The sequence below is a fragment of the Isoptericola sp. 178 genome (genome assembly GCF_030586525.1).
Classification (GTDB): Bacteria; Actinomycetota; Actinomycetes; order Actinomycetales; family Cellulomonadaceae; genus Isoptericola; species Isoptericola sediminis.
This window is the reverse complement of record NZ_JAUQYN010000003.1, coordinates 368,201-388,022: the sequence shown is the minus strand read 5'-3', so window position 1 is coordinate 388,022 and position 19,822 is coordinate 368,201. Positions and strand designations below refer to the sequence as shown.

At 74.4% G+C, this 19,822-nt stretch carries 24 protein-coding genes; 17 read left to right on the top strand and 7 right to left on the bottom strand.

What is annotated here, in order from left to right:
- Window positions 1-3 precede the first annotated feature (3 nt).
- From Q6349_RS10955 to Q6349_RS10945, 3 genes are all read right to left on the bottom strand, one after another.
- Window positions 4-759 (bottom strand): class F sortase, encoded by a 756-nt coding sequence (locus Q6349_RS10955; RefSeq protein WP_304604104.1) that lies wholly within the window; start codon window positions 757-759, stop codon window positions 4-6.
- Entirely contained in the window at window positions 756-1,601 is an 846-nt protein-coding gene (locus Q6349_RS10950) for a DUF4397 domain-containing protein (RefSeq protein WP_304604103.1), read from the bottom strand. Before Q6349_RS10950 ends, Q6349_RS10955 begins: the two co-directional genes overlap by 4 nt.
- A gap of 130 nt (window positions 1,602-1,731) precedes the next feature.
- Complete coding sequence (locus tag Q6349_RS10945; protein WP_171248193.1) at window positions 1,732-1,938, bottom strand: hypothetical protein; 207 nt, start codon at window positions 1,936-1,938, stop codon at window positions 1,732-1,734.
- Between the two features lie 238 nt (window positions 1,939-2,176).
- Here Q6349_RS10945 and Q6349_RS10940 point away from each other — a divergent pair, with 238 nt between their 5' ends.
- Genes Q6349_RS10940 through Q6349_RS10930 form a run of 3 tightly spaced genes read left to right on the top strand, consistent with a single transcriptional unit; the run spans window position 2,177 to window position 4,269 of the window.
- Complete coding sequence (locus tag Q6349_RS10940; protein WP_304604102.1) at window positions 2,177-2,596, top strand: DUF6325 family protein; 420 nt, start codon at window positions 2,177-2,179, stop codon at window positions 2,594-2,596.
- Window position 2,597: 1 nt separating this feature from the next.
- On the top strand, window positions 2,598-2,930 hold the full coding sequence (locus Q6349_RS10935) for an SHOCT domain-containing protein (RefSeq protein ID WP_171248195.1): 333 nt from the start codon (window positions 2,598-2,600) through the stop codon (window positions 2,928-2,930).
- Window positions 2,931-2,937: 7 nt separating this feature from the next.
- Window positions 2,938-4,269 carry a chloride channel protein gene (locus Q6349_RS10930; RefSeq protein ID WP_304604101.1) on the top strand — a complete coding sequence of 444 codons (1,332 nt, stop codon included), beginning with the start codon at window positions 2,938-2,940 and terminating at the stop codon, window positions 4,267-4,269.
- 6 nt (window positions 4,270-4,275) lie between these two features.
- Here the strand turns inward: Q6349_RS10930 and Q6349_RS10925 are convergent, their stop codons facing one another.
- The 3 genes from Q6349_RS10925 to Q6349_RS10915 all read right to left on the bottom strand — a co-directional run bounded on the left by Q6349_RS10925 (window position 4,276) and on the right by Q6349_RS10915 (window position 6,136).
- Window positions 4,276-4,812, bottom strand: a complete 537-nt coding sequence (locus Q6349_RS10925) for a DinB family protein (RefSeq protein WP_304604100.1) — start codon at window positions 4,810-4,812, stop codon at window positions 4,276-4,278.
- On the bottom strand, window positions 4,809-5,579 hold the full coding sequence (locus tag Q6349_RS10920; RefSeq protein ID WP_304604099.1) for a uracil-DNA glycosylase: 771 nt from the start codon (window positions 5,577-5,579) through the stop codon (window positions 4,809-4,811). The genes Q6349_RS10925 and Q6349_RS10920 overlap by 4 nt, the downstream gene beginning before the upstream one ends.
- Window positions 5,580-5,659: 80 nt before the next feature.
- Entirely contained in the window at window positions 5,660-6,136 is a 477-nt protein-coding gene (locus Q6349_RS10915; protein WP_304604098.1) for an aromatic ring-opening dioxygenase LigA, read from the bottom strand.
- Between the two features lie 290 nt (window positions 6,137-6,426).
- Here Q6349_RS10915 and thrS point away from each other — a divergent pair, with 290 nt between their 5' ends.
- The 8 genes from thrS to Q6349_RS10875 all read left to right on the top strand — a co-directional run bounded on the left by thrS (window position 6,427) and on the right by Q6349_RS10875 (window position 14,081).
- Entirely contained in the window at window positions 6,427-8,442 is a 2,016-nt protein-coding gene (gene thrS / locus Q6349_RS10910) for a threonine--tRNA ligase (protein WP_304604097.1), read from the top strand.
- A gap of 67 nt (window positions 8,443-8,509) precedes the next feature.
- Complete coding sequence (locus Q6349_RS10905) at window positions 8,510-9,007, top strand: HIT domain-containing protein (RefSeq protein WP_171248337.1); 498 nt, start codon at window positions 8,510-8,512, stop codon at window positions 9,005-9,007.
- Window positions 9,008-9,075: 68 nt separating this feature from the next.
- Window positions 9,076-9,711 carry a phosphatidylinositol phosphate synthase gene (gene pgsA, locus Q6349_RS10900; RefSeq protein WP_304604096.1) on the top strand — a complete coding sequence of 212 codons (636 nt, stop codon included), beginning with the start codon at window positions 9,076-9,078 and terminating at the stop codon, window positions 9,709-9,711.
- A complete protein-coding gene (locus Q6349_RS10895) occupies window positions 9,711-10,661 on the top strand; it encodes a phosphatidylinositol mannoside acyltransferase (protein ID WP_304604095.1) in 951 nt (316 codons plus the stop codon). The genes pgsA and Q6349_RS10895 overlap by 1 nt, the downstream gene beginning before the upstream one ends.
- Before the next feature lie 8 nt (window positions 10,662-10,669).
- Complete coding sequence (locus tag Q6349_RS10890) at window positions 10,670-11,881, top strand: glycosyltransferase family 4 protein (protein WP_304604459.1); 1,212 nt, start codon at window positions 10,670-10,672, stop codon at window positions 11,879-11,881.
- Entirely contained in the window at window positions 11,878-12,477 is a 600-nt protein-coding gene (locus Q6349_RS10885; protein ID WP_171248201.1) for a hypothetical protein, read from the top strand. The genes Q6349_RS10890 and Q6349_RS10885 overlap by 4 nt, the downstream gene beginning before the upstream one ends.
- Window positions 12,478-12,582: 105 nt before the next feature.
- Window positions 12,583-13,506 (top strand): pyridoxal 5'-phosphate synthase lyase subunit PdxS, encoded by a 924-nt coding sequence (gene pdxS, locus Q6349_RS10880; protein WP_171248202.1) that lies wholly within the window; start codon window positions 12,583-12,585, stop codon window positions 13,504-13,506.
- A complete protein-coding gene (locus Q6349_RS10875; protein WP_304604094.1) occupies window positions 13,503-14,081 on the top strand; it encodes an NUDIX hydrolase in 579 nt (192 codons plus the stop codon). The genes pdxS and Q6349_RS10875 overlap by 4 nt, the downstream gene beginning before the upstream one ends.
- Here the strand turns inward: Q6349_RS10875 and Q6349_RS10870 are convergent.
- On the bottom strand, window positions 14,078-15,451 hold the full coding sequence (locus Q6349_RS10870) for a chloride channel protein (protein ID WP_304604093.1): 1,374 nt from the start codon (window positions 15,449-15,451) through the stop codon (window positions 14,078-14,080). The genes Q6349_RS10875 and Q6349_RS10870 overlap by 4 nt on opposite strands.
- Window positions 15,452-15,509: 58 nt before the next feature.
- On the opposite strand from Q6349_RS10870, the gene pdxT reads away from it, so the two are divergent.
- The 6 genes from pdxT to yajC all read left to right on the top strand — a co-directional run bounded on the left by pdxT (window position 15,510) and on the right by yajC (window position 19,786).
- The gene (gene pdxT / locus Q6349_RS10865) at window positions 15,510-16,142 is read left to right on the top strand and encodes a pyridoxal 5'-phosphate synthase glutaminase subunit PdxT (protein ID WP_304604092.1); all 633 of its coding nucleotides are present in this window, start codon (window positions 15,510-15,512) and stop codon (window positions 16,140-16,142) included.
- A gap of 7 nt (window positions 16,143-16,149) precedes the next feature.
- A complete protein-coding gene (locus Q6349_RS10860) occupies window positions 16,150-16,908 on the top strand; it encodes a YebC/PmpR family DNA-binding transcriptional regulator (protein ID WP_171248206.1) in 759 nt (252 codons plus the stop codon).
- A 68-nt stretch (window positions 16,909-16,976) separates the two neighbouring features.
- A complete protein-coding gene (gene ruvC / locus Q6349_RS10855; RefSeq protein ID WP_171248207.1) occupies window positions 16,977-17,573 on the top strand; it encodes a crossover junction endodeoxyribonuclease RuvC in 597 nt (198 codons plus the stop codon).
- Window positions 17,570-18,193, top strand: coding sequence for a Holliday junction branch migration protein RuvA (gene ruvA / locus Q6349_RS10850; RefSeq protein WP_171248208.1), 624 nt, complete (start codon window positions 17,570-17,572; stop codon window positions 18,191-18,193). Before ruvC ends, ruvA begins: the two co-directional genes overlap by 4 nt.
- Complete coding sequence (ruvB, locus tag Q6349_RS10845) at window positions 18,186-19,289, top strand: Holliday junction branch migration DNA helicase RuvB (protein WP_304604091.1); 1,104 nt, start codon at window positions 18,186-18,188, stop codon at window positions 19,287-19,289. Before ruvA ends, ruvB begins: the two co-directional genes overlap by 8 nt.
- 65 nt (window positions 19,290-19,354) lie before the next feature.
- Entirely contained in the window at window positions 19,355-19,786 is a 432-nt protein-coding gene (gene yajC / locus Q6349_RS10840) for a preprotein translocase subunit YajC (protein WP_304604090.1), read from the top strand.
- Window positions 19,787-19,822 lie beyond the last annotated feature (36 nt).

Below are 19,822 nucleotides of genomic sequence, written 5' to 3'. Positions count from 1 at the left end.
GCGTCACGTCGCCACGGCCGTCACCACCAGGTTGTCCTCGTAGTGGCCCGCCTCGGCGTCCCACCGGCCGCCGCACGTCACCAGGACCAGTCGCCGCTCACCCGAGCGGTCGAAGAACTTCTCCCAGGGCACCGCCTCCTTCGAGTACCGCGTGATCTCCGTGACCTCGTACCGGTGCCGGACGCCGTCGGCGTCGGTCACCGTGACCTTGTCGCCGGCCGTCGCCTCGGCCAGCCGGGCGAACTTCCCGACACCCTCCTGGGTGTCGACGTGGGACGCGAGAACGGCCGCGCCCTGCGGGTCGCCCGGGGCCGGGCCGAAGCGGTACCAGCCCGCCACGTCGCCCGACTCGGGGAGCTCCATCGTGCCGTCGGGGTCCACGCCCACCGGACGGACCGGTGTCTCCAGCAGTCCCTGGACCGTGACCAGCTCGGGTGGCGCGGCCGGCTCGATCCCCGCGAGATCGGCCGAGACGACGGGGATGTCCGGGACCGCCGGCCCGCCGGCACCCTCCTGGTCGCCGGCGCCCCCCGGCGTCGGGTCGGCGGACGCCGAGGGGGACGCCGGTGCCTCCGGTGCGGAGGTCGCCTCGGCGGCCTCCACCCGGGGGACGTCGGCCCCGACCGTGGGGGTGTCGTCGGCCACGACCATCAGCACGCCGGCCAGGGTCGAGACGGAGACGGCGGCCACGGTGGCCAGGGCCACGCGGCGGACCGGGCGCGTGACCCGGCCCGCCGCGGAGCGGTGTGTGCGTGTCACCGGCGTGCCCGGTGCGCCCGGACGCCCTCCCGGACCGCGATCGCGATGACGAACCCGGCCAGCAGGGTCATGATGGTGCCGACGGTGAACGGCGTGAAGAAGCCGTGGTGGTCGGCAGCGGCGGCACCGGTGGTCCCGGCGTCGACGCCGTCAGGAGCGGAGTGCATGCCCTCGACGGTCTGCGTGGCGAGAGCCAGCGAGTCGTTCTCCAGCGAGCCCCAGGCGTAGACGATGGTGTTCGTGCCCTCGGCCACGTCGACGTCGGCCGGCCCGATCACCGGGTCGGTGGTGCCGGCGGCGGCGACCGCCGCGGAGACCGTGCCGGCCGGGAGGTCGAGCACCTGCTCGTCAGGGTTCTCGAGGCCCTCGATCACCGGGTCACCGCCGGCCAGCACGTCGACGGCCGGAGCGGCCGCCACGTGACGGACGGTCAGGCGGCCCTCACCGGCGGCGATCTCGGAGGTGTCGTTGGTGAACAGCGTCGCGGTCGGCGAGCCCTCGGCGTCGAGGTGCGCGGCCGCGGTGTAGTTCATGCCGCCCTCGAGCGGCAGGTCCACGGGGCCGATGACCGGGTCGGAGTCGTCCTCGGCGTCGGCGGCGGTGATCGCCACCGAGTAGGTGTCGGGCTCGAGCTCGAGCGGGCCGGCGAGGTCGCCGGGCTCGAAGTCGTCGAGCGTGAGCTCACCGTTGACGTACACGTCCACGGTCGTGTCCGGCACGCCGTGCAGGACGCTCAGCATCGCGACATGTCCGTCCGCCGAGGCGGGCAGGGCGAGTGCGGTGCCCGCTGCGGCGGCCAACGCGGTGGCGCCGAGGGCGGCCGTGGTTCGGATCGTACGCATGTGTCCTCCTGGTGTCGGTCCCGCCGTCCTTGGCGGGGTTGCTCCGGTGGCTTGACACCAGGTGTTCGTGAACGGTGACCGATCCGGATGCACGTGGATGGACTTTTTTCGCCGTCGCCCCGACCGGCGGTCAGTCGCGGGCCCGGCTGCGGCGCGACCGGCGGGGAAGGCGGGACGCGGCGTCCGGCGAGACGAGGCGGACCTCGGTGGCGCGCGTGCGCGCCAGGGGGTCGCCGAAGGGGTCGCCCCCGAGCGCACGAGCCACGTGCAGCAGGGGTCGCCCCGCCTCGAACTCGCGGGCGAGGGCGTCGAAGATCGGGGTGTCGTCGCGTGGCACGCCCACCATGGTGGGTCGTCGGCGCCCGGCTGTCCGCCGCGACACGGCGGTGTTCACACCCGTCTCACACAACGCGCGCCAACCGTCCCCGGCCCGTCACGGCCTCCGGGCCGGCGCTCCTGTTGCGCCACGTCCCGCCCCGGACCATGATCGTGGCGGTTGAGCAGCGCCTTCGCGTCCGCCGCCCGGTCCCGCCGATCCCGGCGTCCGCCGCGGGCGCCCGACGGAAAGGCCCGACATGACAGTCACCGCCCCCGTGGAGCTCCTCCTGGTCGAGTTCCCGCACCGTGAGTTCACCGGCGCGGTCCTGGCCGAGCTGACCCGGCTGCAGGACGCCGGGACGATCAACGTCCTGGACGCGCTGGCGATCCGTCGTGACCTCGAGGGCGAGATCGAGTGGTTCGAGGCCGCCGACGCCGGCTCCGAGCTCGGCGACCTGGTCGGTGAGCCCGCCGGGTTCCTGGCCGAGGACGACGTCGACGCCGTGGCCGCCGACCTCGCCCCGGGGACGGCGGTCGGGATGCTCGTGTTCGAGCACACCTGGGCGACCGGCCTGGCCGGTGCCGTCCGGGACGCGGGCGGGCGCGTCATCGACATGATGACGGTACCGGCGGCCGCGATCGAGGAGCTGACGAGCGTGCTGGACGAGGAGGACTGACATGGTCAGGAGAGTCGGCCGCCCGGGCCTGATCGGCACCATGGCCCGGACCGCCGTGATCGCGGGGACCGCCGGTGCCGTCAGCCGGCGGATGGACGACCGGGCGGGGGCCCGGGGCACCCAGCAGGCCTCCGCGGAGGCGTACCACGCCCAGGAGGCGCACTTCGCGCAGCAGCAACAGATGCAGCAGCTGCTCGCGCAGCAGCAGCCGACCCAGGCCGTGGCCCCGGCCACGGAGACCATGTCCCAGCTCCAGCAGCTCGGCGACATGCGCTCGGCCGGACTGCTGACCGACGCGGAGTTCTCCGCCGCCAAGGCCAAGGTCCTCGGCTGACCGGGCGGTGACAGCCGAGCAGCCGCCGTCGGACCCCGCCCCGGCCGAGGAGGACCTGACCCCCGAGCAGCGTGCCGCCCGCACGCGCGGTTACGTGGGGGTGCTGCTGCTCGCCGCGGGCATCGGTGTCCCGGTGTCCCTGGTGGCCTTCGGGTTCCTCGCGCTCCTGCACGCCCTGGAGCACGCGGTCTGGGAGACGTGGCCCGCGACGTTCGGCCACGAGGTGGCGCCCTGGTGGTGGGCCTTGCCGTGGCTGCTGCTCGGTGGTGTGCTCGTCGGTGTCGCCGTCCGGTGGCTGCCCGGTCACGGGGGTCACGTCCCGATCGACGGCCTGGGCATCGACCCCGTGCCCGCACGGTTCGTGCCCGGGATCCTCCTCGCGGCGCTCGGCGGGCTCCCGCTCGGCGTGGTGCTCGGTCCGGAGGCGCCGCTGCTCGCCCTCGGGTCGGCCGTCGCCCTGCTGCTCGTGCGACCCGTCGCGGCGTCCGGGGCGCCCGGGGCCGGTGCGCTGATCACGGTCGCCGGCGCCGCCGCGGCGCTCGCGGCCATCTTCGGCAGCCCGCTGGTCGCCGCGATCTTCGTCCTGGAGGCGGCCGGGCTGGCCGGTCCCCGTCTCGCCCGTGTCGTGCTGCCCTGCCTGCTGTCCGCCGGGATCGGGTCCCTGGTCTTCACCGGCATGGGCACCTGGACCGGTCTGCAGATCCCCTCGCTCGCGCTGCCGGACCTCGCCGGCCCCGACCGGCCCGACCTCGGCGACGTGCTGTGGACCGTGCCGTTCGCCGTGGCCACCGCGTTCGCGGTGCGGCAGGTGCACCACCTCGGCCGCTGGACGGCGCGACGGGCGGCGGACCGGCCGCTGTCCGCCGCGGTCGGTGCGGCGCTGGTCGTCGGCGGGTGCGCGGGTGCCTACGCCCTGCTGACCGGTCGGTCCCCCGAGGAGGTGGCGCTCAGCGGTCAGGGGCTGCTGGAGCCGCTCGCCGCCGACCCCGGCGCATGGTCCGCGCCGGTGCTGGTCGCGCTCCTCGCCTTCAAGTCGATCGGGTACGGGGTGTCTCTCGGCGCGTTGCGCGGCGGCGCCATCTTCCCGGCCGTGCTCCTGGGCGCCGCGGCGGGCGTGCTCGTCTCCGGCCTGCCGGGCTACGGGGTGATCCCGGCCATGGCGGCGGGGATGGCCGCCGCGACGGCCGCGATCCTTCCCTACCCCGTGGCCTCGGCGGTCCTGGTGGTGGTGCTGCTGGGCTCCAACGCGGCCGCGATGACGCCGGTCGTCCTGCTCGCCGTCGTCGTGGCGTTCGTCTCCGAGCAGATCATCGCGACGGAGCGGCGCCGCCCGGTCTGACCTGCGTCACTCGCCCGTCGAGCCGTCGACCGCCTCGCGCAGCAGGTCGGCGTGCCCGTTGTGGCGGGCGTACTCCTCGACCAGGTGCACGAGGATCCAGCGCAGGCTGAACCGGCCGCCGCCGTGCCGGTCCTCCCGCGCGGACAGCTGTTCCGGACCGGCGACCGCCAGCGCCGCGTCCAGGAGCCGGTCCGCGGCGGCGACGGTCGTGTCGTACAGCTCGCGCAACGCGGCGGGGGAGTCGTCCGCCGCCGAGTGCCAGTCCCAGTCCGGGTCGGCCGACCAGTCGACCGTGTCGAAGGGGGCGAGGGCGGGGGCGCCGGTCAGGACGACGCTGCACCAGTGCGACTCGACGTAGGCGAGGTGCTTGAGCAGCCCGCCGAGCGTCATGTCCGACGGCGGCAGCGGGGTGCGCAGCTGGTCGGCGGTCAGGCCGGACGTCTTCCGGCGCAGGGTGTCGCGGTGGTAGTCGAGGAAGGCGCGCAGCGTGCGGGTCTCGTCGGCGCGCAGCGGCGGCTCGGTGCGGTCGGGGATGCTGGTCACGTCGCGGCCCTCGGGTGCCGGGCGAGGGTCGCCGCCCGGCCCAGCACGGCGTCGAGCATCGACGGGGTCAGCCGGCCGGTCGAGGTGTTGTGCGGCGAGACGTGGTAGCTGCCGAGCACGGTCAGGCGCCGCGGCCCGCCGTCGAGGTGCTGCAGGGCGAGCTCGGCTCCGTGGGCGAACCGCGGCCGGGGACGCGGGACCGACCAGCCCTGCTCGGACAGCGAGCCCAGCAGCGCGTTCCAGCCGATGGCGCCGAGCGCCACCGTGACCCGCAGCGTCGGGGCGAGCAGCTCCAGCTCGCGCGCGAGGTAGGGCGCGCAGCGCCGACGTTCCTGCGGCGTGGGGCGGTTCTCGGGCGGCACGCACCGCACGGGCGCCACCAGGCGGACGCCGTCGAGGGCCATGCCGTCGCCCCGGCCCGTCGACTCGGGCTGGTTGGCGAGCCCGCAGCGGTGCAGCGCGGCGAACAGGAAGTCCCCGCTGCGGTCGCCGGTGAACATCCGGCCGGTGCGGTTCGCCCCGTGGGCCGCGGGGGCGAGCCCGACGACGACGACGGACGCGTGCGCGTCCCCGAAACCGGGGACCGGCCGGGCCCAGTACGTCTCGTCGCGGAACGCTGCGCGCTTCTCCCGGCCGACCTGCTCGCGCCAGGCGACCAGGCGGGGGCAGGCGCGGCAGGAGACCAGGTGCGCGTCGAGCTCGGCGAGGGTGCGTGCCGTCCGGGCCGCCGAGGGCGGGTCGACGGGCGGTCCGTCGGAGGGGTCCACCGTGCCATCCTGCCCGGTCCCCGCGGACACGGCGAGAGCCCGCTCCCCGACGGGGGAGCGGGCCCTGCGTGCGGTGTCGGTCAGGCCTCCGCGGCGGTCTTGACCGGCGGCGCCTCGACGGCGAGGGAGCGCACCGACCAGCCCAGCAGGCCGAACAGGACACCGAGGCCGATGACCAGGGCGCTGACGCCGTAGGCGACGACCGAGGTGAACAGCGAGGCCCGCAGGAACGAGGCGTTCATCGCGGTGTCGCGGCGCGGGTCCTCCCGGTCGAGCTCGGCGTAGGTGAGCCCGTCGGTGGCGTCCAGCGCGTGCTTGTCGATGATCTGCGCCTGGGCGTAGGCGGAGAACGGTCCGTCGACCTCGTCCCCGGCGAGGAAGGCGGCGTCCTCCGAGACGGTGATGTTCTGCGCGCTGAGCTGGGAGCTGACGGTCGCCCACGTGACCGCACCGGCGACGATCATCACGAGGCCGGCGATCAGGGCGACGATTCCCACGATGCGCACCCCGCGGTTGCCGGTGGGGGTGGTGCTGGTGGTGCGGGCGATGGTGGTCATGTTCCCCTCCGAGGGTCCGGGTCGCGACTCTCGCGGCCGGTGTGCGGCGCCGATCCGGCGTCTGGCTCCATGGTAAGACCACATAGCCTGACCTGCGAGGACGTTTCTTGTGAATTACTTCACATGGATGTCCCGGGCGTCGGTCCCGCACCGCACCCGGCGGCGGCCCGGGTCGCGGGCACCGGCGTCCGCGCCGGGTCGGTACGATCGAGGGGCGTCGCCACCGGCGATGTCGCCCGGCGGCCCGCGGGCCGCCGCCCACCCGAACCACCAGCGCAAGGAGCACCACCGTGTCCGACGCCGTAGCGAACGCCACCGACCCCACGACCGCGGTGACGGTGGAGCAGGCGACGACGGGCACCGAGCTCTTCGCCGACCGGCGCGACGTCGTGGTCATGCGCGTGGACGGCGAGCTGCTGGACCTGTCCCGCGAGGTCGTGCCCGGCACCGTCGTCGAGCCGGTCGCCGTCGGTTCGCCGGACGGGCTGGCGGTCCTGCGGCACAGCGCGGCGCACGTCCTCGCCCAGGCGGTGCAGCAGGTCAACCCCGAGGCGAGGCTCGGCATCGGTCCGCCGGTGACCGACGGCTTCTACTACGACTTCGACGTCGCCGAGCCGTTCACGCCCGAGGACCTCAAGAAGCTGGACAAGGTGATGGCCCGCATCATCAAGGAGGGCCAGACCTTCCGCCGGCGCGTGGTCACCGAGGACGAGGCGCGGGCCGAGCTGGCCGCCGAGCCGTACAAGCTCGAGCTGATCGGCCTCAAGGGAGGCGCGTCCGACGAGGACGGCTCCTCCGTCGAGGTCGGCGGCGGCGAGCTGACCATCTACGACAACGTCCGCGGCGCCGGCCGCGAGAGCGAGCAGGTCGTCTGGTCCGACCTGTGCCGCGGCCCGCACCTGCCGTCCACCCGGCTCATCGGCAACGGCGTGCAGCTCATGCGCTCGGCCGCGGCGTACTGGCGCGGCAGCGAGAAGAACCCGCAGCTGCAGCGGGTCTACGGCACCGCCTGGCCGACCAAGGACGACCTGAAGGCCTACCTGGAGCGGCTCGCGGAGGCCGAGCGACGCGACCACCGACGCCTGGGCAGCGAGCTGGACCTGTTCAGCTTCCCCGACGAGATCGGTTCCGGGCTCGCGGTGTTCCACCCCAAGGGCGGCATCGTGCGCACGGAGATGGAGGACTACTCGCGGCGCAAGCACATCGAGGGCGGCTACTCGTTCGTCGCCAGCCCGCACATCACCAAGGGCCGGCTCTTCGAGACCTCGGGGCACCTGGACTGGTACGCGGACGGCATGTACCCGCCCATGCACCTGGACGCCGAGCTCGACGACGACGGCGTCGTGCGCAAGCCGGGGCAGGACTACTACCTCAAGCCGATGAACTGCCCGATGCACAACCTGATCTTCGACTCGCGCGGGCGGTCCTACCGGGAGCTGCCGCTGCGGCTGTTCGAGTTCGGGACGGTGTACCGGTACGAGAAGTCCGGCGTCGTGCACGGCCTGACCCGCGCGCGCGGGTTCACCCAGGACGACGCGCACATCTACTGCACCCGCGAGCAGATGCGCGACGAGCTGTCCACCACGCTGACGTTCGTGCTGGACCTGCTCAAGGACTACGGACTCGACGACTTCTACCTCGAGCTGTCCACCCGCGACCCGGAGAAGTCCGTCGGCGAGGACGAGGCCTGGGAGGAGGCGACCCGCACCCTGGAGGAGGTGGCCACCGCCTCCGGTCTGGACCTCGTGCCCGACCCGGGCGGTGCCGCGTTCTACGGCCCGAAGATCTCGGTCCAGGCCCGGGACGCCATCGGCCGCACCTGGCAGATGTCGACGATCCAGCTCGACTTCAACCTGCCGGAGAAGTTCGACCTGGAGTACACCGCGGCCGACGGGACCCGGCAGCGGCCGGTCATGATCCACCGGGCGCTGTTCGGTTCGATCGAGCGGTTCTTCGCCGTCCTGCTCGAGCACTACGCCGGCGCCTTCCCGGCCTGGCTCGCCCCGGTGCAGGTGCTCGCCGTGCCCGTGGCCGAGGCGTTCGACGACTACCTCGGCGACGTCGTGGCGAAGCTCCGTGCCGAGGGCGTGCGGGCCGAGCTCGACACCTCCGACGACCGGTTCGGCAAGAAGATCCGCAACGCCGCCAAGCAGAAGGTGCCGTTCGTGCTCATCGCCGGGGGAGAGGACGCCGACGCCGGCGCCGTCTCCTTCCGGTTCCGCGACGGGACCCAGGAGAACGGGGTGCCGGTCGACGAGGCCGTGCAGCGCATCGTGACCGCGGTCCGCGACCGCGAGCAGGTCTGACGTGACGGATCCCGCGACCGGACCCGAGCAGGTGCCGGCGGACCGCTTCGGCCCGCCGGAGGACGACATGGCGCGGCTGTGGACGCCGCACCGGATGGTCTACATCGGCGGGCAGGACAAGCCCGCCGACTCCTCGGTGCAGCACTGCCCGTTCTGCCGGATCCCCACGGGCGACGACGAGGACGGCCTCGTCGTCGCCCGCGGGGCCGCGTGCTACGTCGTGCTGAACCTGTACCCGTACAACAGCGCGCACCTGATGGTGCTGCCGTACCGGCATGTGTCGGACTACCCGGACCTGACCCACGACGAGACCCTCGAGCTGGCGACGATGACCCAGACGGCGATGCAGGTCGTGCGGGACGTCTACGCGCCGGCCGGGTTCAACCTCGGGATGAACCAGGGGGAGGTCGCGGGTGCCGGGATCGCCGCGCACCTGCACCAGCACGTCGTGCCGCGGTGGCTCGGGGACGCGAACTTCCTGCCCGTGGTGGGCCGCACGAAGTCGTTGCCGGAGCTGCTCGCCGACACCCGCGCCCGGCTCGCCGCGGCGTGGCCCGACGCCTGAGCCGGGCCGACCGCTACCCTGGCGTCGCCGGCCGGAGCCGGCACACCACAGACCGAGGAGCAACACCCATGTTCGGCCGCCTGCGGGCCACCATGCAGCGACTGTTCACCCCGCTCGCGCACCTGCTGCTCCGCCGGGGCGTCTCGCCGGACACCGTGACCGTGGCGGGCACGGTGGTCGTCACGGTGGTCGCCCTGACCCTGCTGCCCACCGGGCACCTGCTGCTCGGCGGGGTGCTCATCGGGCTCTTCGCGCTGCTGGACTCCCTGGACGGGGTCATGGCGCGCCTCTCCGGCCGCAGCGGCCCCTGGGGGGCCTTCCTAGACTCGACCCTGGACCGGATCTCCGACGGCGCGGTCTTCGTCGGCATCACCCTCTGGTTCGTGCTCCACCCCGACGTGCCCTACGCCACCTGGGGCACCGTGGCCGCGCTGGCCTGCCTCGCCCTGGGCTCGGTGGTGCCGTACGCCCGGGCCCGCGCCGAGTCCGTCGGGGCGAGCGCGGACGTGGGCATCGCCGCGCGGACCGACCGGCTGGTCATCGCCCTGGCGCCCACCGGGTTCGTCCAGGTCGGCCTGCCGGTCCTCGTGCTCGTCGTGGTGCTGTCCCTGCTGGCGGTCGCCAGCCTCGTCACGGTCGTCCAGCGGATCATGACGGTCCGCCGTCAGATCCACCTGGGCGGCCGTCCCCTGGAGGATGCCTGATGGACGTCGCGGCGCTCTACACCTTCGCCTGGCGGCACGCCCACCGGGTGCCCGAACCGCTGCAGCGGGCCGCCGCCACGGTGGCGGCCGACCTGACCTGGTGGCGCCACGGTGCCGGGGTGCGCCGGCTGGAGGCCAACTACGCCCGCGTCCGGCCCGAGCTGGACGCGCGGGCGCTGCGCCGGCTGTCCCGCGAGGGGATGCGCCGCTACCTGCGCTACTTCCGCGAGGCGTTCACGCTCCAGGGCGCCGACCCCGACCAGATCGCCGCCCGGGTGCGCGTCGAGGGCGAGGAGAACGTCCGCCCGGTGGTGGAGGCGGGCGGTTCGGTCGTCATGGCGCTGAGCCACTGCGGCAACTGGGACCTCGCCGGGGCCTGGGCCACGCCGCACCTGGCACCGGTGCTGACGGTCGCCGAACGCCTCGAACCCGCCGCGCTGTTCACCGAGTTCGTCGCGTTCCGCCGCTCGATCGGGATCGACGTGCTCGCCCTCGGCGACGACGGCGTGTTCCGCGACCTGGTGCGCGGCGCCGAGGACGGCCCCCGCCTCCTCCCGCTGCTGGCCGACCGGGACCTGACGTCCCGCGGCGTCGAGGTCGACCTGTGCGGCCACCGGGCCCGGGTCGCCGCCGGCCCCGCGGCGCTGGCGCTGGCCACCGGCGCCCCGCTGGTGCCGACCGGTGTCTTCCACGAACGCCTGCACGGCGAGCGCCGCCGCCGCGCGGGGTCGGCCTGGGGGACCGTCATCCGTTTCATGCCCCCGGTCCCCGTCCCCGCCGGTCAGAATCGGGCCGAGCAGGTCGCGCTGCTCACCCAGGAGTGGGTCGACGCCGTCGGGGAGTTCCTCGTCGAGCGCACCGCGGACTGGCACATGCTGCAGAAGGTGTTCGTCGACGACCTCGACCCCGAACGGTACGCCCGCACCAAGGCCCGGGCGGGTGAGGCGTGATGCGACCGCTGCGCGTGGGCATCGTGTGCCCGTACTCCTTCGACGCCCCCGGCGGGGTGCAGTTCCACGTGCGCGACCTGGCCGAGGCGCTGCGCGCGGGTGGGCACGAGGTCTCCGTCCTGGCCCCGGCCGACGAGGACACCGAGGTGCCCGACGTCGTCACCCCGGCCGGCCGGGCCGTGCCGGTGCGCTACAACGGCTCGGTGGCGCGCCTCGCCTTCGGCCCGCGGGCCGCCGCGCGCGTGCGCCGGTGGATCGACGCGGGCCGCTTCGACGTGCTCCACCTGCACGAGCCCATGACCCCGTCGTTGTCCATGCTGGCCCTGTGGGTCGCCGACGGACCGGTGGTCGCCACCTTCCACACCTCGCAGGTGCGGTCGCGGGCCCTGCAGATCGCCCACCCGCTGCTGCGGCAGTCGCTGGAGAAGATCTCGGCGCGCATCGCCGTGTCCGAGGACGCCCGACGCACCCTGATCGACCACCTCGGCGGGGACGCGGTGGTGGTGCCCAACGGGGTCTACGTCGACCACTTCGACGTGCCCCCGGCGCCACGCTGGCAGGGCACGCCCGAGGCGCCCACCGTGGCCTTCCTGGGCCGGCTCGACGAACCGCGCAAGGGGCTGCAGGTCCTGGCGGCGGCGGCCCCCCGGATCCTCGCCGAGGTGCCCGGGACGCGCTTCCTCGTCGCCGGGCGCGGTGACGAGGGCCGGGCCGAGGCCGAGGCCGCGCTGGGCGGGCACGCGTCGTCGTTCGAGTGGCTCGGGGGCGTCAGCGACGCCGACAAGGCGACGCTGCTGGCGTCGGCCGACCTGTACGTGGCCCCGCAGACCGGCGGCGAGAGCTTCGGCATCGTGCTCGTCGAGGCGATGAGCGCGGGCACCGGCGTCGTCGCGAGCGACCTGGGGGCGTTCCGCCGGGTGCTGGACGACGGCACGGCGGGTCGGCTCTTCCGCACCGGCGACGCCGAGGACCTGGCCGCGACGGTCCTGGCGGCGCTCGCGGACCCGGCGGGCACCGAGGAACGCCGCGAACGGGCCCGGCGGTTCGTGCGCACCTTCGACTGGTCGGAGGTCACCGAGCGGGTACTGGCGGTCTACGAGATGGCCCTCGCCGCCTCCGAGGCGCTGGGCGACGGGGCCGTGCACGAGGACCTCCTGGCCGGGCGCCCGCCGTGGCTGCTGGGTCGTGGCCCCCGGACCCGCGGGGGTGTCGACCGATGAGCTGGAGCTGGTCCGAGACGGCGCTCGTCGTCGTCGTCCTCGTGGGTCTGGCGCTGTGGCTGGGTTGGGTCACGGCCTCGCGGCTGGACCGTCTGCACCGCAAGGTCGTCGCCTCGCGGCACGCGCTGCAGGCGCAGCTGGACCGGCGCGGGCGGGTGTCCGTCGACCTGGCGTCCGCCGGGCTGCTCGATCCCGCCAGCGCCGTGCTGCTCGCCGACGCCGCGCTGGCCGCCCTGGACGTGCCCGACCGCACCGCCGACCCGCGCCCCAGCGAGGCCTTCTCGCTGCGCGGCCTCCCGCCCGAGCGCGAGCGCGCCGAGTCGGCGCTGTCCATGACGTTGCGGTCCGTGCTCGAGGACCCGGACGAGGTGGCCGAGCTGCGGGTGACCGAGGTCGGCGACGACCTGCTGGGCGACCTGTACTCGGCCTGGTACCGGGCCCAGCTCGCCCGGCGCTTCCACAACGAGGCCGTGGCGCAGGCGCGCCGTGCCCGGCGTCCCCGCGTCGTGCGCTGGCTGCGGCTGGCGGGCCGGGCACCGCTTCCCCGCACGGTCGAGCTCGACGACCAGATGCCGGCCGGGCTCGAGCGGGCCTGACCCGCGGGCGAACCGCCGTAGGATGGGGCCTACGGCGTGGGACCACGCCGGCACGCGGGCGGCCCGGAGGTCGCGGCGTGCTCGAAGAACTTCTGTGAGGTTGCGTTGAGCGAGACCACCGGGACACCTGCCGGCACGACGGGCGTCGGCGAGGTGGGCACGGCCCGCGTCAAGCGGGGGATGGCCGAGATGCTCACGGGGGGCGTCATCATGGACGTCGTCACCCCCGAACAGGCGAAGATCGCCGAGGACGCCGGGGCCGTCGCGGTCATGGCCCTCGAGCGGGTCCCCGCTGACATCCGCGCTCAGGGCGGCGTCGCCCGCATGAGCGACCCGGACATGATCGCGGGCATCGTGGACGCCGTCTCCATCCCCGTGATGGCCAAGGCGCGCATCGGGCACTTCGTCGAGGCCCAGGTGCTGCAGTCCCTCGGCGTCGACTACGTCGACGAGTCCGAGGTGCTCACGCCCGCCGACTACACCCACCACATCGACAAGTGGGCCTTCACCGTGCCGTTCGTGTGCGGCGCCACCAACCTCGGCGAGGCCCTGCGCCGCATCACCGAGGGTGCGGCGATGATCCGTTCCAAGGGCGAGGCCGGGACGGGCGACGTCTCGAACGCCACGACCCACATGCGCCAGATCCGTGGCGAGATCCAGCGGCTCAGCTCGCTGCCCGCCGACGAGCTGTTCGTCGCGGCCAAGGAGCTGCAGGCGCCGTACGAGCTCGTGGCGGAGGTCGCCCGCGCCGGTCGCCTGCCCGTCGTGCTGTTCACGGCCGGCGGCATCGCGACGCCGGCGGACGCCGCGATGATGCGTCAGCTCGGCGCCGAGGGCGTCTTCGTGGGGTCGGGCATCTTCAAGTCCGGCGACCCGGTGGCGCGCGCCAAGGCGATCGTGCAGGCGACGACCTTCTACGACGACCCGGACGTCCTGGCGAAGGTCTCCCGCGGTCTGGGCGAGGCCATGGTCGGCATCAACGTCGACGAGGACCCGGAGCCGGTCCGGCTCGCGGAGCGCGGTTGGTGAGCTCGCCGGAGACGCCGGCGTCGTCCTCGTTGGGCCCCGACTGGGTGCCCGGGGACGACGGCCGGCGCCACCGGCGCGCCGCCCGCGTCATCGTCCTGGACGGGGCCGGCCGGGCCCTGCTGGTGCGCGGCCACGACGCCGACGACCCCACCCGGTCGTGGTGGTTCACCGTGGGCGGCGGCATCGACGCCGGCGAGACGGAGGAGCAGGCGGCGCTGCGCGAGCTGCGCGAGGAGGCCGGCCTGGAGCTCGGACCGGCCGACCTGGAGGGCCCGGTCATGACCCGCGCCGGGCTCTTCCACTTCTTCGCCGAGACCTGCCGCCAGGACGAGGTGTTCTTCGTGGCCCGCGTCGAGGACGGTCACGAGCCGACCGACCACGGGTGGACCGACGTCGAGCGGGACGTGCTCGACGAGATGCGCTGGCTCAGCGCGGACGACCTGCGGGCCGAGACGCGCGAGGTGTTCCCCCGCGTGCTGCCGGACCTGCTGGACCACCTGGTCGCGGGCTGGGACGGCGTCGTGCGGCACCTGGGTGAGGAGAACGACGACGAGGCGCTCGAGCACCGCGACTAGCGGTGCAGCGCGACCCCGCGTCGGGTCAGCTTGCGGGTGTAGACCGTGTCGGCGCACAGCAGCCGGCTCGTCACCGCGGCCAGCAGCACCGCGACCAGCAGCGCGGCCAGCAGCTCGGGGACGGCCAGCACCTCCACGACGAACGCCACCGCGGTGGCCGGTGCCCGGACGGTCCCGGCCAGGACGGCCGCCATCCCGATGACGGTGAAGGCGGCGGCGTCGGTGCCCGACCCCGGCCACACCGTGGTCACCACCTGGCCGCACGCGCCGCCGAGCATCGCCCCGACGAAGAGGGCCGGGGCGAACACCCCGCCGGAGCCGCCTACGCCCAGGGTGAGGCTCGTCGCCAGGATCTTCAGAGCCACCAGGGCCAGCAGCGTGGCCAGGACGAACCGGCCGGCCAGCGCGTCGGCCACCGCGCCGTAGCCCACGCCGTACAGCTGCGGCCACCACAGCAGCAGCCCGCCGAGCAGCAGCCCGCCGACGGCCGGGCGCAGCCACTCCGGGCCGCGCCACAGCCGGTCGCAGACGTCGGCGGTCGCGTACAGGAAGCGGGTGAACAGGGCTCCGGTCGCCCCGGCGGCCACGCCCAGCACGCCCACGGCCGCGAGCGCCGGCCCGCCGGCGACGGTGTGCGGGGGCAGCGCCAGCAGCGGCCCGCCGGTGCCGAGCAGGTGCCCGACCCCGACGGCGGTGGCGACGGCGAGCGCCAGCACGGCCAGGGCCCCGCCGCTGATCTCGAGCAGCACGAGCTCGACCGCGAAGAGCGCCCCGGCGAGCGGGGCGTCGAACGCGCCGGTGATGCCCGCCGCCGCGCCGGCGGCGACCACGGCGCGCAACCGGTGGTCCGGCAGGCGTAGGAGCTGGCCGGCCCCGGAGGCCAGCACGGCACCGATCTGGACCGTCGGGCCGACCACGCCCACGCTGCCTCCCGAGCCCAGGCAGACCGAGGCGGCGTACGCCTTGACCGCGGCGACCCGGGGCGGCACGCGGCCCCCGTCGCGGGCGACGGCGAGCATCACCTCGGGCACCCCGAGCCCGCGGGCGCTCACGGGAGCCCACCGGTGCACGACCGGTCCCTGCAGGAGCCCGCCCAGCACGGGCGCCGCGACGAGCACCCCGGCACCGAGCCAGGGCACCGCCGGGTGCGAGAGGCCGACCCCCACCCCGTGCGCGGACGGGTCGGCGGAGCCGGTGAACACCTGCGTGAGCAGCCCCACCAGCGCGCGGAGGGCGACCCCGCCGAGGGCGCCGAGGGCGCCGGCCGCGACGGCGACCACGACGAGCGCCGCGGGGCGCACCTCGTGCGCACCGGGGCGCCCCGTGGGCACCAGACCGGCGCGCCACGAGCGGGAACCGGGGGTGTGCACCTGTTCGATGCTAGACGACCGGCTTCGGCCGCGGCGCCGTGGTGCGTACACTGCCGCGGTGACCACGACGATCGGAGTACTCGCCCTGCAGGGGGACGTGCGCGAGCACACCCGGGCCCTGGAGGGCGCCGGTGCGCGCGTCGTGCCGGTCCGCCGCCGCGCCGAGCTCGAGGCGGTCGACGGCCTCGTGCTGCCCGGCGGGGAGTCCACGACGATGGACAAGCTGCTGCGCGTGTTCGAGCTGCGCGACCCGCTGTGCGCCGCGATCGCCGCCGGCCTGCCGGTCTACGGCTCGTGCGCGGGCATGATCCTGCTGGCGGACCGCATCACCGGCGGGATCGAGGGCCAGCAGACGCTCGGGGGGATGGACGTGACGGTCCAGCGCAACGCGTTCGGCCGTCAGGTCGACTCCTTCGAGGCGGACCTGCCGATGCAGGGGCTGGACGGCGGTCCGGTGCGGGCGGTGTTCATCCGCGCGCCCTGGATCACCGAGGCGGGTCCGGGGGTGGAGGTGCTCGCCCGCATCCCCGAGCGCTCGACCGCCGGCGCGGGTCTCGGCGAGGCCGCCGGTAAGATCGTGGCAGCCCGTTCGGGGCGACTGCTCGCGACCGCGTTCCATCCGGAGGTCACCGGGGACTGGCGGGTGCACGCGCAGTTCGTCCGCGAAGTCAACGCCACGCGAAGGAGTTAGTCAGGTCATGTCCGGTCACTCGAAGTGGGCCACGACCAAGCACAAGAAGGCGGCGATCGATGCCAAGCGTGGCAAGCTCTTCGCGAAGCTGATCAAGAACATCGAGGTCGCGGCCCGCACCGGCGGCGGCGATCCCGCGGGCAACCCGACGCTGTTCGACGCCATCCAGAAGGCGAAGAAGTCGTCCGTCCCCAACGACAACATCGACCGCGCGGTCAAGCGCGGTTCCGGTGAGGGCGCCGACGCCGTCGACTACCAGGTCATCATGTACGAGGGTTACGGCAACAACGGCATCGCCGTCCTCGTGGAGTGCCTCACCGACAACAAGAACCGTGCCGCGGCCGAGGTGCGCACGGCCTTCACGCGCAACGGCGGGTCGCTGGCCGACCCCGGCTCGGTGTCCTACCTGTTCTCCCGCAAGGGTCAGGTCGTGGTGCCCAAGGCCGACGGCGTCACGGAGGACGACGTCATGCTGGCGGCGCTGGACGCGGGCGCCGAGGAGGTCATCGACCAGGGCGACTACATCGAGGTGCTGTCCGAGGCGACCGACCTGGTCGACGTGCGCTCCGCGATCGTGGACGCCGGGATCGAGTACGACTCCGCGGACTCGATCTGGCACCCGTCGATGCAGGTCGAGGTCGACGTCGAGGGGGCGCGCAAGATCATGCGGCTCATCGACGCCCTCGAGGACAGCGACGACGTGCAGAACGTGTACGCGAACTTCGACGCCCCCGACGAGGTCATGGCCGCGCTCGACGAGGACTGACGCGCAGCGCACCGCAGGTGCGGGCGCGCCTCGGCGGCCCTGTCGGGGGTGCGTGAGACAGTGACGGCGTGCGAGTGCTGGGAGTGGATCCGGGGCTGACCCGGTGCGGTGTCGGGGTCGTGGACTCCCGGCGGGGGCGCCGGGCCGCCCTCGTGGGCGTCGGTGTGCTGGGCTCGGCGCCGGGCACGAGCACGGACCTGCGCCTGCTGACGATCGCCGACGGCCTGGAGAGCTGGCTGGACGAGCACACCCCGGACGTCGTGGCGGTGGAGCGCGTCTTCGCCCAGAACAACCGGGGGACCGTCATGGGCACCGCGCAGGTCGCCGGCCTGGCGATGGTCGCCGCCGCCCGGCGCGGCGTCCCGGTCGCCCTGCACACCCCCAGCGAGGTCAAGGCCGCCGTGACCGGTTCCGGCCGGGCGGAGAAGGCGCAGGTCCAGCGCATGGTCGCCTCGATCCTGCGGCTGGACACCGCACCGAGCCCGGCGGACGCCGCCGACGCCCTCGCGCTCGCCATCACCCACCTGTGGCGCCCGGCGGGTGCCCTGCAGGGCGGCGACCACCACGAGCTCACCCCCGCGCAGCGCGCCTGGGCGGCGGCCGAGCACCGCGCACGCGGGCGGCAGCGCGCCCCGCGCACCCCACGGAAGGAACACGTCCGATGATCGCCTCCCTGACCGGCACCGTGGCGCAGGTCGCCCTGGACCGCGCGGTGGTCGACGTCGGCGGCGTGGGCCACCTGGTCCACGCGACGCCGTCGACGCTGGCCGGTCTGCGCGTGGGGGAGCGGACCCTGCTGCACACGACCCTCGTGGTGCGCGAGGACTCGCTGACGCTCTACGGCTTCGCCGACACCGAGGAGCGCGAGGTGTTCGAGACCGCGCAGTCGGTGTCCGGGGTCGGCCCGCGGATCGCCCTGGCGATGCTCGCCGTGCTCACCCCGTCCGCCCTGCGCCGCGCGGTGGCGGACGAGGACACGGCCGCGCTGCGGCGCGTGCCCGGGATCGGCACCAAGAGCGCCCAGCGCATCGTGCTCGAGCTCTCCGGGCGGCTCGGTGCACCGACGGACGCGGCCGGCACCGAGGACGGCGGCACCGCCCCGACCGGCGGCGACGGTCGCGACCAGGTCGTCGAGGCGCTGGTCGGTCTGGGCTGGTCCGCCAAGATCGCCGAGGGCGCCGTCGACAAGGCGCTGGCGGAGGCCGGCACCGAGAGGATCGCCGCCGCCGACGTTCCTGCCGTGCTCCGCGCGGCTCTGAGGCAGCTGGGGCCGCGCCATGGCTGAGGGCGCGATCGACCCCCAGGACCTCGGCGAACGGCTCGTCGGCGCGGGTGCCGACGAGGTCGAGCGCGCGGCCGAGGCGGCGCTGCGGCCCAAGAAGCTCGACGACTTCGTCGGGCAGCGGGTGGTGCGCGACCAGCTCTCCCTGGTGCTGCAGGCCTCCATGGCGCGCGACACCGCCCCGGACCACGTGCTGCTGTCGGGTCCGCCCGGGCTGGGCAAGACCACGCTGGCCATGATCATCGCCGCCGAGCTGGGGACCTCGCTGCGGGTCACCAGCGGCCCGGCGATCCAGCACGCGGGCGACCTCGCCGCCGTGCTGTCCTCGCTCGAGGAGGGCGAGGTGCTGTTCATCGACGAGATCCACCGGCTCGCCCGCCCGGCCGAGGAGCTGCTCTACGTCGCGATGGAGGACTTCCGGGTCGACGTCGTGGTGGGCAAGGGCGCCGGTGCCAGCGCGATCCCGCTGACCCTGCCGCCGTTCACGGTGGTGGGGGCCACCACCCGGTCGGGGCTGCTGCCGGCCCCGCTGCGCGACCGCTTCGGGTTCACCGGGCACCTCGACTTCTACGAGGCGGCCGAGCTGGAACGGGTGATCCTGCGCTCGGCCGGGCTGCTCGGTGTCGAGATCAAGCACGAGGCCGCGCACGAGATCGCGGGCCGCTCGCGCGGCACCCCGCGGATCGCCAACCGCCTGCTGCGCCGCGTCCGGGACTGGGCGCAGGTGCGCGGCGACGGCGTGCTCGACCTGCGGGCGGCCCGGGCCGCGCTGGAGGTCTACGAGGTCGACCCGATCGGCCTGGACCGACTGGACCGCGCCGTCCTGGCGGCGCTGTGCCGCCGGTTCGGCGGCGGGCCGGTCGGGCTGACGACGCTGGCGATGACCGTCGGCGAGGAGTCCGACACCGTCGAGACGGTCGCCGAGCCGTACCTCGTGCGCGAGGGACTGGTCGCGCGCACCCCCCGCGGGCGGGTCGCGACCGCCGCGGCGTGGGAGCACCTGGGGCTGGAGCCGCCGGCGGGGACGTGGGCCGCACCGGCGTCGGCGAGCGGTGAGGGAACCGGGGCGACGTCGCGCACGTTGTTCGACGAGGTCTGAGGGTGCCGCACGGCACCCTAGACTGAGACGAACACACGATCTTCCGATAGAAGGACTGAATCCCCGTGGACCCCACGATCATCATCCTCTTCGTCGCGCTCGCCGCGCTCATGCTGTTCATGAGCTCGCGGACGCGCAAGCAGCAGAAGCAGCAGGCCGAGTTCCGGTCCTCGCTCGCCCCCGGCCAGGAAGTCATGACGGGTTCCGGGCTCGTCGGCACCGTGGTCGACATCGACGAGGAGTCGGACATCGTCACCCTCGAGTCCACCCCGGGGTCGCAGACCCGCTGGCTGCGGGCCGCCGTCGTCAAGCGGATGGACCAGCCGGTGGCGGACTCCGAGGACGACGAGGTGACCGAGGACACGTCGGAAGCCGGTAGCATCGCCCCCGCAGACGGTCCCGTCGAGGTGCCGGACGACCTGTCGGAGCTGGACACCGCGGAGCGGAAGGTCCAGGAGGACAAGCGCCGGGAGCACGGCGAGACCGAGGACAAGTGACCTCCGCGCCGGTCGGGCCCTGACCCGACCGGCGCC

Bases quoted from the DNA above. Each gene is read 5' to 3' on its own strand.
- pgsA (WP_304604096.1), top strand. From the start codon at position 9,076: ATGTTCGGCCGCCTGCGGGCCACCATGCAGCGACTGTTCACCCCGCTC.
- ruvA (WP_171248208.1), top strand. From the start codon at position 17,570: ATGATCGCCTCCCTGACCGGCACCGTGGCGCAGGTCGCCCTGGACCGC.
- Q6349_RS10940 (WP_304604102.1), top strand. From the start codon at position 2,177: ATGACAGTCACCGCCCCCGTGGAGCTCCTCCTGGTCGAGTTCCCGCAC.
- Q6349_RS10860 (WP_171248206.1), top strand. From the start codon at position 16,150: ATGTCCGGTCACTCGAAGTGGGCCACGACCAAGCACAAGAAGGCGGCG.
- Q6349_RS10905 (WP_171248337.1), top strand. From the start codon at position 8,510: ATGGCGCGGCTGTGGACGCCGCACCGGATGGTCTACATCGGCGGGCAG.
- Q6349_RS10895 (WP_304604095.1), top strand. From the start codon at position 9,711: ATGGACGTCGCGGCGCTCTACACCTTCGCCTGGCGGCACGCCCACCGG.
- Q6349_RS10950 (WP_304604103.1), bottom strand. From the start codon at position 1,601: ATGCGTACGATCCGAACCACGGCCGCCCTCGGCGCCACCGCGTTGGCC.
- Q6349_RS10915 (WP_304604098.1), bottom strand. From the start codon at position 6,136: ATGACCACCATCGCCCGCACCACCAGCACCACCCCCACCGGCAACCGC.
- Q6349_RS10885 (WP_171248201.1), top strand. From the start codon at position 11,878: ATGAGCTGGAGCTGGTCCGAGACGGCGCTCGTCGTCGTCGTCCTCGTG.
- ruvB (WP_304604091.1), top strand. From the start codon at position 18,186: ATGGCTGAGGGCGCGATCGACCCCCAGGACCTCGGCGAACGGCTCGTC.
- Q6349_RS10935 (WP_171248195.1), top strand. From the start codon at position 2,598: ATGGTCAGGAGAGTCGGCCGCCCGGGCCTGATCGGCACCATGGCCCGG.